At 30.0% G+C, this 16,291-nt stretch carries 16 protein-coding genes; 14 read left to right on the top strand and 2 right to left on the bottom strand.

Going from position 1 to position 16,291, the window contains the following annotated elements; translation table 11 throughout:
* Positions 1–86: 86 nt before the first annotated feature.
* Positions 87–1,073, bottom strand: a complete 987-nt coding sequence (locus Q0O83_RS10965) for a LacI family DNA-binding transcriptional regulator (RefSeq protein ID WP_294097058.1) — start codon at positions 1,071–1,073, stop codon at positions 87–89.
* Between the two features lie 281 nt (positions 1,074–1,354).
* Between Q0O83_RS10965 and Q0O83_RS10960 the strand changes: the two genes are divergently transcribed.
* The 11 genes from Q0O83_RS10960 (at position 1,355) to Q0O83_RS10910 (ending at position 12,422) form a co-directional block, all read left to right on the top strand.
* Positions 1,355–2,725 carry a sucrose-specific PTS transporter subunit IIBC gene (locus Q0O83_RS10960; RefSeq protein ID WP_294097056.1) on the top strand — a complete coding sequence of 457 codons (1,371 nt, stop codon included), beginning with the start codon at positions 1,355–1,357 and terminating at the stop codon, positions 2,723–2,725.
* Position 2,726: 1 nt separating this feature from the next.
* The gene (locus Q0O83_RS10955) at positions 2,727–4,079 is read left to right on the top strand and encodes a sucrose-6-phosphate hydrolase (RefSeq protein ID WP_294097054.1); all 1,353 of its coding nucleotides are present in this window, start codon (positions 2,727–2,729) and stop codon (positions 4,077–4,079) included.
* Positions 4,080–4,090: 11 nt separating this feature from the next.
* Positions 4,091–4,957, top strand: coding sequence for an ROK family protein (locus tag Q0O83_RS10950; RefSeq protein ID WP_294097052.1), 867 nt, complete (start codon positions 4,091–4,093; stop codon positions 4,955–4,957).
* Positions 4,958–5,113: 156 nt separating this feature from the next.
* On the top strand, positions 5,114–6,388 hold the full coding sequence (locus tag Q0O83_RS10945) for a histidine-type phosphatase (protein ID WP_294097050.1): 1,275 nt from the start codon (positions 5,114–5,116) through the stop codon (positions 6,386–6,388).
* Between the two features lie 23 nt (positions 6,389–6,411).
* Positions 6,412–7,332: a PhnD/SsuA/transferrin family substrate-binding protein gene (locus Q0O83_RS10940; RefSeq protein WP_294097048.1), complete on the top strand. Its 921-nt coding sequence runs from the start codon at positions 6,412–6,414 to the stop codon at positions 7,330–7,332.
* Between the two features lie 43 nt (positions 7,333–7,375).
* Entirely contained in the window at positions 7,376–8,125 is a 750-nt protein-coding gene (gene phnC, locus Q0O83_RS10935) for a phosphonate ABC transporter ATP-binding protein (protein ID WP_294097047.1), read from the top strand.
* Complete coding sequence (gene phnE, locus Q0O83_RS10930; protein ID WP_294097046.1) at positions 8,109–8,906, top strand: phosphonate ABC transporter, permease protein PhnE; 798 nt, start codon at positions 8,109–8,111, stop codon at positions 8,904–8,906. Before phnC ends, phnE begins: the two co-directional genes overlap by 17 nt.
* Positions 8,907–9,710, top strand: a complete 804-nt coding sequence (locus tag Q0O83_RS10925) for an ABC transporter permease subunit (protein ID WP_294097045.1) — start codon at positions 8,907–8,909, stop codon at positions 9,708–9,710.
* 5 nt (positions 9,711–9,715) lie between these two features.
* Entirely contained in the window at positions 9,716–10,588 is an 873-nt protein-coding gene (locus tag Q0O83_RS10920; RefSeq protein ID WP_294097044.1) for an MBL fold metallo-hydrolase, read from the top strand.
* A complete protein-coding gene (locus Q0O83_RS10915) occupies positions 10,585–11,943 on the top strand; it encodes a CehA/McbA family metallohydrolase (RefSeq protein ID WP_294097043.1) in 1,359 nt (452 codons plus the stop codon). The genes Q0O83_RS10920 and Q0O83_RS10915 overlap by 4 nt, the downstream gene beginning before the upstream one ends.
* A 68-nt stretch (positions 11,944–12,011) precedes the next feature.
* A complete protein-coding gene (locus Q0O83_RS10910) occupies positions 12,012–12,422 on the top strand; it encodes a DUF1499 domain-containing protein (protein ID WP_294097042.1) in 411 nt (136 codons plus the stop codon).
* 42 nt (positions 12,423–12,464) lie between these two features.
* Here Q0O83_RS10910 and Q0O83_RS10905 read toward each other — a convergent pair whose 3' ends face one another.
* The gene (locus tag Q0O83_RS10905; RefSeq protein WP_294097040.1) at positions 12,465–13,379 is read right to left on the bottom strand and encodes an SAM-dependent methyltransferase; all 915 of its coding nucleotides are present in this window, start codon (positions 13,377–13,379) and stop codon (positions 12,465–12,467) included.
* Between the two features lie 234 nt (positions 13,380–13,613).
* Here Q0O83_RS10905 and Q0O83_RS10900 point away from each other — a divergent pair, with 234 nt between their 5' ends.
* The 3 genes from Q0O83_RS10900 to Q0O83_RS10890 all read left to right on the top strand — a co-directional run bounded on the left by Q0O83_RS10900 (position 13,614) and on the right by Q0O83_RS10890 (position 16,186).
* Positions 13,614–13,934 (top strand): hypothetical protein, encoded by a 321-nt coding sequence (locus tag Q0O83_RS10900; RefSeq protein WP_294097038.1) that lies wholly within the window; start codon positions 13,614–13,616, stop codon positions 13,932–13,934.
* Between the two features lie 305 nt (positions 13,935–14,239).
* Positions 14,240–15,226 carry a bile acid:sodium symporter family protein gene (locus Q0O83_RS10895; protein WP_294097037.1) on the top strand — a complete coding sequence of 329 codons (987 nt, stop codon included), beginning with the start codon at positions 14,240–14,242 and terminating at the stop codon, positions 15,224–15,226.
* 12 nt (positions 15,227–15,238) lie between these two features.
* Positions 15,239–16,186, top strand: coding sequence for an L-lactate dehydrogenase (locus Q0O83_RS10890; RefSeq protein WP_294097035.1), 948 nt, complete (start codon positions 15,239–15,241; stop codon positions 16,184–16,186).
* The last annotated feature ends 105 nt before the right edge of the window (positions 16,187–16,291 follow it).

The raw sequence follows: 16,291 nt of genomic DNA, 5'->3' as shown, positions 1-16,291 counted from the left end.
TCTTTATCCCTTTTCAAAGAACTGGACCTATTTTTCATCTTTAGTTAACAGATTCGTTTTAAGTTGTACGTATAATACAACTAATTTTAAATTTTTGCAACGCTTTTTCTTTCTAAAAATTGAAAACCAATCTTTTGAAGCTTTTCAATCTTTTCATTCATTATTAATTTTACTATACTGTCTGCTGCTAACTCTCCTGTCAACTCATTAAAAAATCTTATTGTCGTAAGAGAGGGTACAATTAAATCTGAAACTTTATATCCTCCAAATCCAACTACTGAAATCTCTTCTGGAATTTTTATTTTTAAACTATTCAAAGCTTTGATTGCACCAAACGCCATATTATCAGTTGCACATATTATACACGTTGGCTTCCTGTTCTTTAGATATTCAACCACTAACCTTTCAGTTTTATCAAAACTAAAATCACTTTCAAGAACTTCTATTTTCGAACTGTATTTTTCAAGTTCACTAATAACAGTATTTTTTCTAACTGCTCCAACTAAAATATCCTTTTCATCTACACCTATATACAAAATATCCTTATGTCCTGATTCTCCTATATAATTTCCTATTACTTTTCCAGCTTCTATCTCATCGTTAGCTATCGAATATGTTTCATCACAAATCTGTCCTACAAACAAAACAGGAATTTTACTTTTTTTTACAAACTCTTTATGTTCATCTCTAACCTCAGTTGCCACAAGTACAATTCCCTCTACATTTAATCTAGACAGATTTTCTAAATTTGCTAACTCTAAAGTTATATCGTGATTTGTATTTATTATCAATGGAACATACCCGAGCTCCCGTAATCTATTATCTAACTGCATTAAAATTGTTGAAGTTATTGTTGAATCTAAACATGGAACAATCACTCCTACAAAACGATTATTTCTAGCTTTTATTCCTCTTGCAAAAAGATTTGGTTCATAGTTATATTCTAAAATTACTTTTTCTATTTTCTCTCTAACGCTCTCACTCACATATCCATCATTAAAAAAACGAGAGACTGTACTTTTTCCTACACCTGAAAGTTCAGCTATCTCTTTTATTGTTAATTTTTTTTTCATCTCTTATCCCACATCTCTCTATTTTTCTTTTTTGATCTTTCTTTATAAATTATAACCTATTGGTTTCAACTTTTCAATTTTTAAAAAATATATACAATCAAAATTCTTAATCAATATATACTTTACATTGTTCCTAAAACAACCCTTCAGACTAATTTTAGTTTAAAATAACCATTTTATAAAAATAAAAAATTGACTTTTTGCAAAATATGTAATATATTAAACAGTATATGGGAACGGTCCCATATATAAAAATAATTTTATATTTTGGAGGTTTCAAAATGGATTATAAAAAAACTGCTGAATTTATTCTTGAGAATATTGGAACAGAAAATAACCTTTCAACTGTTGGACACTGTGCAACTAGATTAAGAGTTGTTGTTAAAGATCAAACTCTTGTTAATTTAGACAACCTAAAAAAGAATTCTGATATCAAAGGAGCTTTTTTCTCTAATGGACAACTACAAATTATATTGGGTCAAGGAGCTGTCAATAAAGTTTGTGCTATTATTTTAGGTGAAGCTAAAATAGAGGAGTCATCTTTAGAAGATGTTAAAAAAGATCAAATGAAAAATCTTAACGCCTTCCAAAGATTTGCTAGAACACTTTCAAATATATTTGTACCTATTATTCCCGCTATTGTTGCAAGTGGACTTCTAATGGGAGTTTTAGGAATGGGGAAAACTTTTGGGTGGTTTGCTGGAGACTCATCACTATTTGAGCTTCTAGATATGTTCTCAAATACGGCCTTTGTATTCCTTCCCATCATATTGGCATTCTCTGCTGCAAAAGAGTTTGGAGCAAATCCATATCTTGCTGCTGCTCTTGGAGGAATTTTAATACATCCAGCTCTACAAAATGCTTGGACTGTTGGAAATGGAATATCTGGATACTTCAATCTGTTTGGAATGAACTTTGCTAAAATTGGTTATCAAGGAACTGTTTTACCTATACTTATTGCTGTGTGGGTTATGAGTTTAATTGAAAAGAATCTGAGAAAAGTTGTACCAAATATGTTAGATATCATTGTAACTCCATTTTTAACAATACTTATAACTGGATTTATAAGCATAACTATTATTGGACCTTTAGGTAGAGTTGTTGGAGATGGAATATCTTTCGGTTTACAATATATATACACAACTTTAGGAGTTTTTGCTGGAATAATTTTAGGAGGAAGTTACTCTTCTATCGTTATAACAGGAATGCATCACAGCTTCCATGCTATAGAGGCTAATCTTTTAGCTAATCCAAACGTTGGAAAAAATTTCCTACTACCTCTTTGGTCTATGGCAAATGTTGCTCAAGGTGGAGCTGCAATGGCTGTATTCTTTAAAACTAAAAGTAGTACTATGAAATCTATCGCACTACCTGCTGCTCTTTCATGTCTTTTAGGAATTACAGAAGCAGCACTATTTGGTGTCAACTTAAGACTTGGAAAACCATTTATTGGAGCTATTATCGGTGGAGCTTTAGGAGGAGCATATATAACTTTAACTAAGGTATCTATGAATGCTGTTGGAGTTACTGGAATTCCTGGAATCTCTATTGTTCAACCAGAGTCTATGATAAACTATATAATTGCACTAATTATTAGCTTTATAGGAGCCGCTGCTGCTACAATCATTCTTGGATTTAAAGATGAGGTGTAATATGTGGAAAAGTAGATTTCATGTTGCACCACCATACGGATTATTAAATGATCCAAACGGTCTTATCTACTGGAAGGGTGAGTATCATCTATTTTACCAGTGGAATCCAAATGCTTGTGAACACGGAGCAAAACATTGGGCACATTTAAGAAGTAAGGATTTAATAAACTGGGAAACTCTTCCTGTTGCTTTGAGTCCAACTGATTCGTTTGATAAAAATGGATGCTATTCTGGAAGCGCTATAGAAAAAGATGGAGAGATTTATCTTTTCTATACTGGAAATGTTAAAAATAATGGAGTTAGAGAAAGCTATCAATGCTTAGCAACTTCAAAAGATGGAGTAAACTTTGAAAAAAAGGGACCTGTTATACATGATAACGACATTCCTAAAGAGTATACACGTCATTTCAGAGACCCTAAAGTTTTCATGGAAAACGAAACTTACAAGATGGTTATAGGTGCTCAAAGAGTTGATTTAACTGGTACAGTTGTAGTGTTCTCATCAAAAGATTTAATAAATTGGACTTTTGACAAAGAGGTTATAAATGAAGATTTTGGATTTATGTGTGAATGTCCAGATTTTATAACTGATAAAAAGAACTCAGCTTTACTTTTCTCTCCTCAAGGAATAGAAGCAGATGGAGATTTATATAATAATAGATACCAATCTGGTTATATCATAAGAGAGTTAGAAGAGATAAACAAAAATAATTTTATTGAATTAGACCGTGGATTTGAATTCTATGCTCCTCAAACTTTTATTGATGAGTTTCATAAAAATGTTTTAATAGGATGGATGGGAATGCCTGAGGAGTTAGACCACCCCACTATTGAAAAAGAAAATTGGGTACACTCTCTAACTCTACCAAGAACTTTAGAGATAACGAAAAATAAAATTTTACAAACTCCACACCCTAATTTAAAAAAATTAAGAAAAGAAAAAATTCAACTTGAAGGAATTAAAATTAAAAATAGTTTAAATCTTTCTGAGTTTGGAATTTGTGGAGACACTTACGAACTGATTATAGATTTAAAAAATTTAGATACAGATTTTAAAATAGATTTAAGAGTTGGCGAAACTGAAAAAACTACTTTTTCTTATAATTATGAAAAGAAAAAAGCTACTCTAGATAGAAATCATTCTGGAGCTGGTTATACTGGAACTAGAAGTTGCTCTTTAAAAGAGTTGGAAAAAATTCATATCTTTATGGATAAATCTTCAGTTGAAATATTTTTAAATGATGGAGAAGAGGTATTCACAGCCAATATTTATCCAAATAAAAGTAGTTTAGGTATTGAAATTATGACTAAAATGTTGTTTACTATACCTATGATAAAGTTTTTTAGAATTTAATGGAGGGTATAATGAAATTAGGAGCTATTGAAGCTGGAGGAACAAAATTTGTTTGCGGAATTGCAACTGAAAATGGGGAGATATTAGAAAGAGTAAGCTTTGCTACTGAAACACCAGAGATTACTTTACAAAAAGTTTATGATTTCTTTAAAGATAAAGGGGTTGAAGCTATTGGCGTAGGTTCGTTTGGTCCAATCGACCCAAATCCAGAATCTGAAACTTACGGATATATCACTAAAACACCTAAAAAATATTGGAGTGACTTCAATTTAATTGGTGAATTACAAAAAAATCTAAATGTGCCTATGGCATTTGATACTGATGTTAACGGAGCTGCACTTGGAGAAGCAACTTGGGGAGCTGCAAAAGGTTTAAAAAACTGTTTATATTTAACAATTGGAACTGGAATTGGTGGAGGTTTACTTGCCTCTGGAAAATTAGTTCATGGAATGTTACATCCTGAGATGGGACATATCTTCGTTAGAAGACATGCTGAAGATGCTTACGCTGGAAAATGTCCATTCCATCACGACTGTCTTGAAGGTTTAGCTGCAGGTCCTGCTATTGAAGAGAGATGGGGAGTGAAAGCTTATGAGCTGCCTGTTGACCACAAAGCTTGGGAAATTGAAGCTTACTACATCGCACAAGCTCTTGTTAACTATATTCTAATCGCTTCACCTGAAAAAATAATTCTTGGTGGAGGAGTTATGAAACAGATGCAACTGTTCCCTTTAATTAGAAAAAATGTTAAAGAGTTGTTAAATAACTATGTTCAAACTAAAGAGATTTTAGAAAATATCGACAGTTACATTGTTTCTCCTGGTCTTGGAGACAATGCTGGTTTATTAGGTTCTATTGCTTTAGCTTTAAACATCTAATCAAAATCTAAATTACAAGAGCTATCAAATTGATAGCTCTTTTTTGTTTACTCTCATGTATATAAAATAACATACTTTTTACATTGTTTTAATTTTCTCTTAACTTTTTAGTTATATAATAGATGTAATAAAAAAATTATATAAAGGAGAAATTAAATGAATATTAAAGCAACTTTACTTTTAATTGGAACCTCTACATCTATGGCTTATGCTTCAAACTTTGAATACTTAGGAACAAAACAACCTTATCACTTTGAAAAATCAACTATTACACCTACTCCTACAGGATACAAACCACTTTTCATCAATCATTTAGGAAGACACGGATCTAGACATCTTTCGTCACCTAAGTATGATATATCTGTTTTTGAACTTCTTTCAATAGCTGAAAAAGATGGAGGTATTACTCCTGAAGGTATTAAATTAAAAGAAAATGTTGCCAAAATTATGGAGATTGAAAAAGGAAACTATGGACTTTTAACTGAGGTTGGAGCAGAAGAGCAAAGAGGAATTGCTAAAAGATTCTATGAAAACAATAAAGAGATATTTGGAAGAGATATTATAGCAAGTTCTACTTATGTTGAAAGAGCTCAGCAAAGTAGAGACGCTTTTATGGAAGAGTTAGCAAAATATACTTCAGCAACTAACTTTAAAATATCTACAAATGGAAAAAAAGATGAAATTTTAAGATTTTATGATCTATCTCCTGAATATGAAGAGTTTGCAGACCACGGAACTTGGAGAAAAGATGTTGAAAAATATGCTAAGAGTAAAGATTTTAATAATGAAATTTTAAACAAACTATTCTCAAAAGAGTTTATAGCTAGACTTGAAAAAGGTGAATTCAATCTGAAAGATGCTAAAGGAAAATCTGTTTTAAAAACTCCAACAGATGCTGTCAGAAATATTTATGATCTTTATATTATCCAATCTAACATCGGGGTAGATTTAGGAATTGGAAATCTATTCTCTCAAGATCAACTAAAATGGTATGAAGAAGTTGATAACTTATACGATTTCTATGAAAAAGGTCCTGGGAAAAATGGAGAAGATATCGCCACTAGAATTGCTCTACCTTTACTTAAAGATTTTATTACAACAACTGACGATGCTATTGCTAATAAAAATATATCTGCAAATTTAAGATTTGCTCATGCTGAAACAATGATTCCATTTATAACTCTTTTAGAAATTAATGGAATGGCTGTTAAGCAAGATAAAGTTGAAGATGTTTATAAAACTTGGCTAGGTAGAGATATATCGGGAATGTCTACAAATGTTCAATGGTTATTCTACAACAATGACAAAAATGAAGTTATCGTAAAAATGCTTCATAATGAAAAAGAGGTTAACTTACCTATCAATAGTTCTATGAAACCATATTACAAATGGGATGATGTTAAGAGCTTCTACGAATCAAAATTAAAATAATCTATAATCTGGAGGGAATTAAATTGAAAAGATTTGAAAAAGTATTGACACTTGGTTTATTAGGAACATCTTTATTTATATCTGGTTGTGGAAAAAAAGATAACGGAGAACAAAAGTTAGTTATAGCTTTTGGAATCGATGAAGACCTTGAGATGAAAGTTAAAGCTAAAGATCAGTTTTTAAAAGATTTAGAAGCTAGTGTTGGAATGAAAGTTGAATGGTTTGAACCATCATCTGATATGGCATTAAGAGAATCTTTAAGAGCTAAGAAAAATAGAACAGATATTGCATACACTGGTGCTATGCCTTACTTTATAACTTCTCAAAGAACTAAGATAGAGCCTCTTGTTTCTTTTGCAAAAGATGGAAAAAAAGAACACTGGGGAAAATTCTCATATTTCATCACAAGACCTGATACAAATATCAATGGATTTACAAAAGAGGATTTAATCAATCCTACTAGACCATACACTTTTGCTTATACAAAACAATCATCTGGTTCTACATACCTTTGGCCAGTAAACGACCTTATTACTAGTAAAATTATAAAAGATACAAACGATTTCAACACTAAATTTAAGCCTTATGAGACAGGTTCAACAACAAATACCGTTAGAGCTTTACTTGATAAAGATGCTGATATTGGAGTTATCTCATCAAACTCATATATTAAAAATAGAAAATTCTTTACACCTGATAATCATAAAATTATATATAAGAGTTCTGTTATTCCAGACAATTTATGGTTAGTACAACAAGATTTACCAAAAGAGTTAAAGCAAAAGTTAGAAAACTTCTTCTTAAACTATAACGACCCTAGTTTTATGCAAAACTTCTATGGTAAAAAAGATGGAGAACAGCATATCAAAGTGGAACTTAAAGATTTTGATATTATTGGACAAGTTATGAAAAATCTTAACTTAACAGAAATCAATACAGATTAATTTTATAAAATAATAAACAATTCAGTTGACGAAAGGGAGAAAAATGGAAAATATAGTTTCAATAAAAAATGGTAACAAGACATACGATAATAAATTTTTGGCTTTATCTGATATAAATTTAGATATAAAAAAAGGTGAATTTGTAGCTATTATAGGATCATCTGGAGCTGGTAAATCAACTTTATTAAGAACAATTAACTCAATGAACCCTCTTTCTAGTGGAGCAATCATCTTCAATGGAAAAGATATATCTAAAATATCTGGTAGTAATTTAAGAAAAGTGAGAAGAGAGATGGGAATGATTTTCCAACACTATAACTTAATAGAAAGACTTTCAGTCGTTCAAAATGTTCTTCATGGAAGACTTGGTTATATGTCTAACTTAAAAGGATTCTTCGAACTTTATTCTGAAGAGGACAAAGTAAAAGCTCTAAATATATTAAAAAGATTGGGTCTTGAGGACCATTGTTATAAAAAAGCTTCGGAATTAAGTGGAGGACAAAAGCAAAGAGTGGGAATCTCTAGAGCTCTTGCTCAAAATCCAAAACTTATTTTAGCTGATGAACCTATAGCAAGTTTAGATCCTAAATCATCTGAAATAGTTATGGAAACTTTAAAAAATATCTGTGTTGAAGATAATCTAACTTGTATAGTTAATCTGCATCAAGTAGAGTTTGCTAAGCAATATGCAACTAGAATAATTGGTATGAATAAAGGAAAAATTGTTTTCGATGATATCCCTGAAAATCTTACAGAGGAAAAGATAGGTGAGATTTATGGACAAAACATTTAACAAATTTAATGCATTTAATAGATTCAATGATAAAACAGATTTATTAATACTAGGTGGAATCTCTCTTATCTATCTTTTAATTGCTGGAAGAATGGATTTCTCTTTCCCAGTATTTTTACAACAACTACCTGAGGCTGTATTTTTCATTACCGAAGAGATGCTTCCTGTAAACTGGCAGAGTTATAGTGACTACTTAACACCTTTACTTGATACTTTCTGTGTAGCTGTTGTATCTTTAGTTTTTTCATCTATTATCTCGTTTTTACTTGGATTTTTATGTTCAGAAAAAACTATGCATATAAAATGGATTCGAACTGCGGTTAAAGGTTTTATGACAGTTATTAGAAATGTGCCTAATATTATTTGGGCTCTTATGTTAGTCCCAGCTTTCGGAGTTGGAATTACAACTGGAGTTATCGCTCTAACTGTTGGAAATATTGGAAGTATGACTAGATTTTACTATGAAACTATTGATGAGGTTGACTTAGAACTGTTAACATCTTTAAAGGCAACGGGTATGTCTTATATCCAAGTTATTAGATTTGGAGCTATTCCACAAGCTTTGCCTGGATTTATATCTTGGACAATCTACTCTCTTGAAAACAATATTAGGTCATCATCTATCATTGGGCTAGTTGGAGCTGGTGGAGTAGGAATGTACATCAGTAACAATCTAAGCTTAATGAAATATAAAACAGCAGCCATGGGAATTATTCTAATTGTTGTCTGTGTTATTGTAACTGAGATAATCTCTAATATTTTAAGAAAGAGGATAATATAAATGAATAAAAACTATTTTGGAAAAATTAAAATTAAAGATCATAAAAATGATAGATTCTTAAATAGAATTATGTTAACTATAATGCTTCTATTTATATTTTCATTTTTCAAACTGAATCTAGATTTTTATAGATTCTCTAGAGGAATGTCAAGACTTGGTAGTATTCTAGCTGATTTTGGAAGACCTGATTTAACTGTTTTCAAGTTTGTCTTAATTGCTGTTTGGGAGTCGTTTGAAATCGCTTTTATCGCTACCTTAGTTGGAATGATTTTCTCTTTACCATTAGCATTTTTAGCTGCTGCTAATACAACACCTTACAAGCCATTAGCAATGGGAATAAAAGCTTATCTTTCTTTTATAAGAGCTGTTCCCTCTTTAATATGGGCAGTTATATTTGTTTCATCAATTGGACTTGGACCTTTCTCTGGAATTTTAGGTTTATCTGTTCATACAGTTTCTTACTTAACAAAAGCATACTTACAATCTATTGAAGATTTAGGAGATGAAAGTATCTTAGCAATAAAATCAACAGGAGCTTCTTGGCTTAATATAATGAAAGCTGCTGTGGTTCCAAATATAAAAAGAGTTGTTACTGGTTGGACAGCTTTAAGATTTGAATCTAATATGGCTCAATCATCTGTGATTGGAGTTGTTGGAGCTGGAGGAATTGGGTATATCGTTTCTAAATTTATTAAAGCCTATGACTTTAATGCTGCTGGAACAGCACTTTTAACATTAATTACTATATCGGTGTTCGTAGAAGTTTCTGGAGCACTTTTGAAAAACTATACAGAAAGAGGTTAATTCATATGAAAACTATATTTTTAGGAACTGGGTCTGCTAGTGGAATTCCTGATCCATTCTGCTCTTGTGAGTACTGTAAAAAAGTGAGAGAGTTAGGTGGGAAAAATTTGAGAAAAAGATCATCTTTTTTATTAGAGGATCGAATTCTACTAGATTTTTCTCCAGATATTAGAACTCAAATTATTGAAAATAAAATAGATTTTAACAATATAAAAGGAATAATTTTATCTCATACTCATAACGATCATTTAGATATCCAAGAGTTAATAAAAATAAAAGATTCTATTCATATTTTTATCAATGAAGCCTCTTATGATTGGCTTAATACTCAGATTAAATCTGGAATTAAACCTAAGCATATAGCAAAATTAGCTGAGCGAACACAACATCTAAATATCACTCCTATGAAAAATTTTATACCCTTCGAATTTGAAGGGTTTGAATTTACTCCAATAGAAGCTAGACACACTGGTCTAAATATTGGGGAATCTGGAATGAACTTTATAATCAAAGATAGATATAATTCTACAAGGCTTCATGCTTCTGATACTGGTGTTTACTCTGAAAAAACATTTAATTTTATAAAAAACTACAAATTGGATAGTGTCATTATCGAGTGTACTTTTCTAGATTGTAACAAAAATAATGTTGACCATCTAGATTTGAAAAGCTTAAAAGAGGTTCTAACAAAGCTTGAAAGTTTTGGTTCTATTACCTCTAAAACACCCATAGTTATAACTCATTTTGGACATGACCCTATGAAAACTCATAAGGAGATTGAAGAGCTAGTTAAAAAATTACAATTCAATATCTCTGTTGCATATGATTCTATGGAATATATGACTTCTATGTCGGATAAAATTGAGGAAAATCTATGATTTTAAATGGAGTTTTTACAGAAAAAGAGTGTGAAGTTCTAACTTTTAATTTAAATTTTAGAAATATTAAAACAAATATAATTTTATTTTTGAAAAGTTGTCCCGACGAGCATTTCCCTGTGACATTAAAAGATCCAAATGGAAATATTAGAATTTTAACAACTTTTAAAGCGAAAGAAAAAATTTTCTACAGCGGTAAAAGTTTTGAATGCAGTTCTAACTGTTCTCTTCCTGGGGAACTTATCGATGGGATTTGGAAGCTTGAAGTAACTAAACCTTACGCTTTTAAAGGAATGTTTGTTTTAGAGATTCTAAAAGATGTTGATATGAATAACTACTCTGATTTTATGGATATATCTAAATTTGATTATGAAAAAGAGTTTTCAAAAGAAAAAAAGTGGTATAAAGGTGAGCTACATGCTCATACAAAATTTTCTGATGGCTTACTTGAATTAAAAAATTTACCAAAAGGAATTGATGAACTCAATCTAGATTTTATATTTTTAACTGATCATAACGTAGTTTCTACTAAAACTCCATTGGCTTCAGCTCCAATTATTCCATCTACTGAGCTGACTTTAATGGAGAATGGACATTTTAATTTTTTAGGATTAAAAAATTTACCAGATTACGCCAATTTTTTAAAAGGAAAAAAAGTAAATCCTGAACTTTTAAAAACTATATTTGAATGGGTCAAAAAACAAAATGCTCTTCTTGTTATGAATCACCCTTTAAATGCTACAATGGGAGTTGATTACAATCTAGATTTAAATGATTTTGACTTAATTGAAGTTCTAAACTCTCCATATAACAATCAAAAAACTCAATTTAATATTGACGCTTTAAAAGCTTTTGATGGATTATTGATGAACGGGCATAAAATATTTGCTGTTGGTGGAAGTGATTCTCATAGTGATTTTATTGACAGAGATTCAAGTTTCTTAGGAAAACCATTAAACTATGTACATATGAATGGCTTCACTGTAAATAATCTACTTCAAAATTTAAAAATTGGAAAAAGTTATATCTCAACTATTGGGGAGGTTGATTTTTCTTTCAATGAGATTGATGATAAAAATAAAAAGAAAGAGATCTTCTTTGGTGAAAATTCAAATGACAATCTTATTGAATGTAATGTTTCAGCAAAAGAAAAAATCTCTTGGAAGATAATTATAAATGGAGAGATACAATTTGAAATTAAAAGTGATAAATTTAATCTTGAAATAAACCTTCCTGAAAATGGCTATTTTAGAATAGAGGGGTATATAAATAACGATATCGCTGTTATTACAAATCCAATATTCTTTGGAGTGATTCCAAAAACTAATAAAAAGTGGTTAGATATAAGAAAATAAATCTTTTAATAATAATTTGTCTTTTAATTGAGAAATAGGTTATACTAGAAATAAAGAGGTGAAAAATTATGAAAAAACGTTTAATAATAATTTTTGCTTGCTATTTTTCAATTTTACTAGCAGAAGGAAGTGGTAAAACTATGTTACAAGATTGCCCTAATAAACCAAACTGTGTTTCTAGTCAGGCTAAAGATTCAAAACATTATATTGAACCGATATCATTTGATAATAAAAATGGAGATATAAAAAAAGAGCTTATAGATGTAGTTCAAAAATTTGATGGAAAAATTTTAGAAAACAACGAAAACTTTTTAAGAGTCGCTTTTTATAGTAAGCTTTTCAAATTTGAAGATATTGCAGACTTTGAAATTAACCCAGAGAAAAAAATAATAGATGTGAGATCAGCAGCTCAAACTGGATGGTATGATTTTGGAGTAAATAGAAAAAGAATCGAAAAAATAAGAGTAGCTTTAAAATAAAATTTTAATAAAAATAGGGAACCTCGTGGGCTCCCTATTTTTTTACTTTTTTCCATAAAGCATGATTTCTGATTTATTACTTGGCAATTGAGTTGCTCTAACCTCATTAAACCCAAATGTCTTAAATGTATCAATATGTTTTAAAACCTCTTTTACAGAGATTTTATCTCCTATTTTTAAAGTATAAAATACCGTATGAATTCCTGGTCTTATCGATATGAATCTTTTAAGTTGACTCAAAATCAGTGATGGTAAAACATTCACATCTGAAACTAAAAGATGACAAGGTCTTGGTACATCCGCATCTTGAACCTTCTGCATAGGCTCTTTTATATGCTTGAAATTAGGATTTTTTAAAAGGGCTTCATCCATAAGGGCATTATCCACACCAAACACTTTAAACCCTCTCTCGAGCATCGCATAGCTCGCTCCACCTGGAGCTGAACCTAACTCAAGAACGCTTTCCTCTCCTCTGTACTCATAGTTTGTCCAAATAAGAGCTTCAGCTATTTTTAAGTATGCTCTTGAAGGTGCAGCCTCAGGAAGCTGAAGGTTTGGATTAGCTCCAACTACTCTCCAAGATTCTGGGTAAACCTTTCTCATTCCTAACCAGAACTCTCCCTCTTTAACTTCTATAATATCTAAAATAGTATCTCCTAAATTAGCTGTTTCTCCAGATTTTTCGTCTGATATAAGAGAGAATCTATGAGTTACATCTGCCTTATATTTTGAAACTTCCTCTTCCAAATTTTCAGGTTTTACTCTACCTAAAGAGATTCCATACGCTCTAGCAAAAACTAAGTTAAGCTTGCTATCTATATTAAATTTTCCACTATTATCTTTAAAAGTTATATATCCAGGTCTAGAATATGCAAAGCTGAGCTCAGGATATTTTAAAGCCACCTCCTCTTTTAAAGATTTTTCACTTCCAATATTAACAACTGTATAAATAAACATTCTCCACTCCTAAAAAAAATAAAATTATTATAGTTTAATAATATATCATTTTCTTCAAATAATTTCAAGAAGGAAAAAGAAAAACCTTGACTATTATCCTACTTTAGGTGTTATATTTATAATATAATGTTATCAAAAAATTACTAAAAAATTTACTTTACACATATTTTACACAAAAGTTAAATAAGATAATAGATATTATTAGATAACAAATAAATTTACTGGAGAGTAGCTATGAATATATTTAAAAAAATAATAAAATTAGATGAAAATTTAAAAATTGATATAGAAAATGAAAGTACTGATATACTTTCATCAACTGAAACATATGAATTCATAAAAGAATGTTTAGAAAAAAACGGAAAAGTTTCAATAACAAAATCATCAGAAAACTGTCTAATAGAATTTCAAGATTTGGGGCTCTGCTCTTTAAGTAGAAATGAATCTATAAGGGAATATCTAGAAGCTATCGGAATTTTTGCCTTAGAATATGATAAAAAAATATTCCAAAAGCTTTTAAAAATTCTAGAAAAAAGTAAAAAAAGTTTATACTAACTTTAAAATGAAAAAATATTTTTATTTTTTCTTGACAATTGAATAAAAATAGAATAGTATAACTCTTAACAAAAATAAAAAAAGGAGGAAAAAATTATGAATACTAACAAAAAAACATTAGCAACTCTTATTCTGATAATAATAATATGCTCTATGGTTTGAAGTTAGTAGGATTATTTCCTCTTAAAATTCAAGCCTTGTTTTAGTTTTTAACAATCAAGGCTTGAGCAGATTAAAGAAATTTTAAGCTTAAGCCTTTGGTTTAAGCTTTTTTTATTTTAATAATCTGTAAGGAGTTGATAAAAATGAAATATGTAAATAAGTTGAGTGATTTTTTAAGCAAATATTTTATCTTGTTAGTTGTTGGAGTCTCGGTATTTTCACTTTTAAAGCCAGAGCCTTTTGTTCAAATGAGTAAAATTAGACTAATAGGACAATCTCTTATTAATATTGGATTAGGAATTACAATGTTTGTAATGGGGCTTACATTAAATTTAAAAGATGTAAAATTAGTTATAACTGAGTACAAAGATGTCTTTGTTGGATGTTTAGCTCAATATACAGTGATGCCTCTAGTTGCATTTGTTTTAGCAAAAGCTTTTAATCTTCCTCCTACGTTTGCAATAGGACTGGTTTTATTAGGTGCTTGTCCTGGTGGAACTGTAAGTAATGTGATGACATATATTGCAAAAGGAGATGTAGCTTTATCTGTAGCTATGACAACTGTTTCAACTTTTATTTCACCTTTATTAACTCCACTATTAACAATGTATTTAGCTGGAGAATGGTTAAATATAGAATATAAAACTATGTTTTTCAGTATTCTTCAAATCGTTTTGTTACCATCTATGCTAGGAATCTTGGTTAGATTTCTTGTAAAAGATCGTCTAGAAAAATTTACAAAATTTTTTGTAATTTTTCCAATTGTAATTGTGATTTTAATTAATGGAATGTGTGTTGCACCAAATAAACAGAATTTCTTGAGTTCTAGTTTTATTTTGATTGTAGCTGTATGCCTACATAACTGGATTGGCTATTTTGTGGGATACATAATTGCTAAGTTTGTTCAGATGAGAGTTGAAAAAAGAAAAACTATTTCAATTGAAGTTGGTTTACAAAATGCTTCATTAGCGATTGGGTTATCAGCTCAATTTAACAATCCATTAACTGCCTTACCTTCTGCTATTGCAGTAGTTGTACATCTTATTTCTGGTTCATTATTGGCTAATATATTCTCTAAAGATTTAAAACTAAAAGAGAATGTTTATATAAAAAATACACAATACGAATAGAGGGAGATTTTTATGTTTAAACAAAGAAAAGTTGGAATTATAGGAACAGGACATGTAGGTAGCCATTGTGCTTTATCTTTAATGCTTCAAGGAGTTTGTGATGAGTTAGTACTTGTAGATATTGACGAAGCAAAATCTCAGTCTCAAGCTTTTGACTGTATGGATACAGCTAGTTTTTTACCACATAGAGTCAAAGTAAAAAAAGGAACTTATCAGGATTTAGGAAAAGTTGATATTGTTGTTATTAGTGTTGGAACTATTGATAATGTTTCTAAAAACCGTCTTTCAGAGCTAGAAGGATCACTTAAAATTATCAAATCATTTGTTCCTGAAATTATGGATGCTGGATTTAAAGGCTACTTTGTTGTTATAACAAATCCTGTTGATGTAGTTACATACTATGTTCAAAAGCTATCAGGATTACCATATAATCATGTTATTGGAACAGGAACTGGACTTGATTCAGCTAGACTTTGTAGAGTTCTTAGCAATGAGTTAAATATTGATGCTAGATCTATTCAAGCATATATGTTAGGTGAGCATGGAGATTCCCAAATGGCTGTATTTTCTCAGGTTAGTATAAATGGATTTTCGTTAGAATCCTTCTTAAAAAATACTGCTAAAAAACTTGATTATAATAAAATTGAAACTACTGTTACAAAAGCTGGATGGGATATCTACTCAGGAAAGAAAAGTACAGAATTTGGAATTGCTTGTGTCTGTACTGATATTATAAGAGCTATATATTCAGATGAAAAAAAAGTCATGGCATGTAGTGGATATTTAGAAGGACACTATGGTGAAAATGGACTTTATATAGGTATTCCTGCGGTTATTGGTAAAAATGGAGTTGAAAAAGTTTTAGAATTGGAATTAAATGAAAAAGAACAAGATAAATTCTCTGAAACTCTAGAGATAATTAAAAAACATATTAAAATTGGTGAAAAAGTTTTTAAGTAAAAATTATTTGAAATCTAATCGAAAAAATGATACCCTTAAACTTACTTAATAATGAATCTGTTAACTAAAGATGAAAAATAGGTCCAGTTCTTTGAAAAGGGATAA

Source organism: uncultured Cetobacterium sp. (genome assembly GCF_945952365.1).
In the GTDB taxonomy this organism is placed as follows: domain Bacteria; phylum Fusobacteriota; class Fusobacteriia; order Fusobacteriales; family Fusobacteriaceae; genus Cetobacterium_A.
This window is presented reverse-complemented; position numbering and strand designations above follow the sequence as displayed.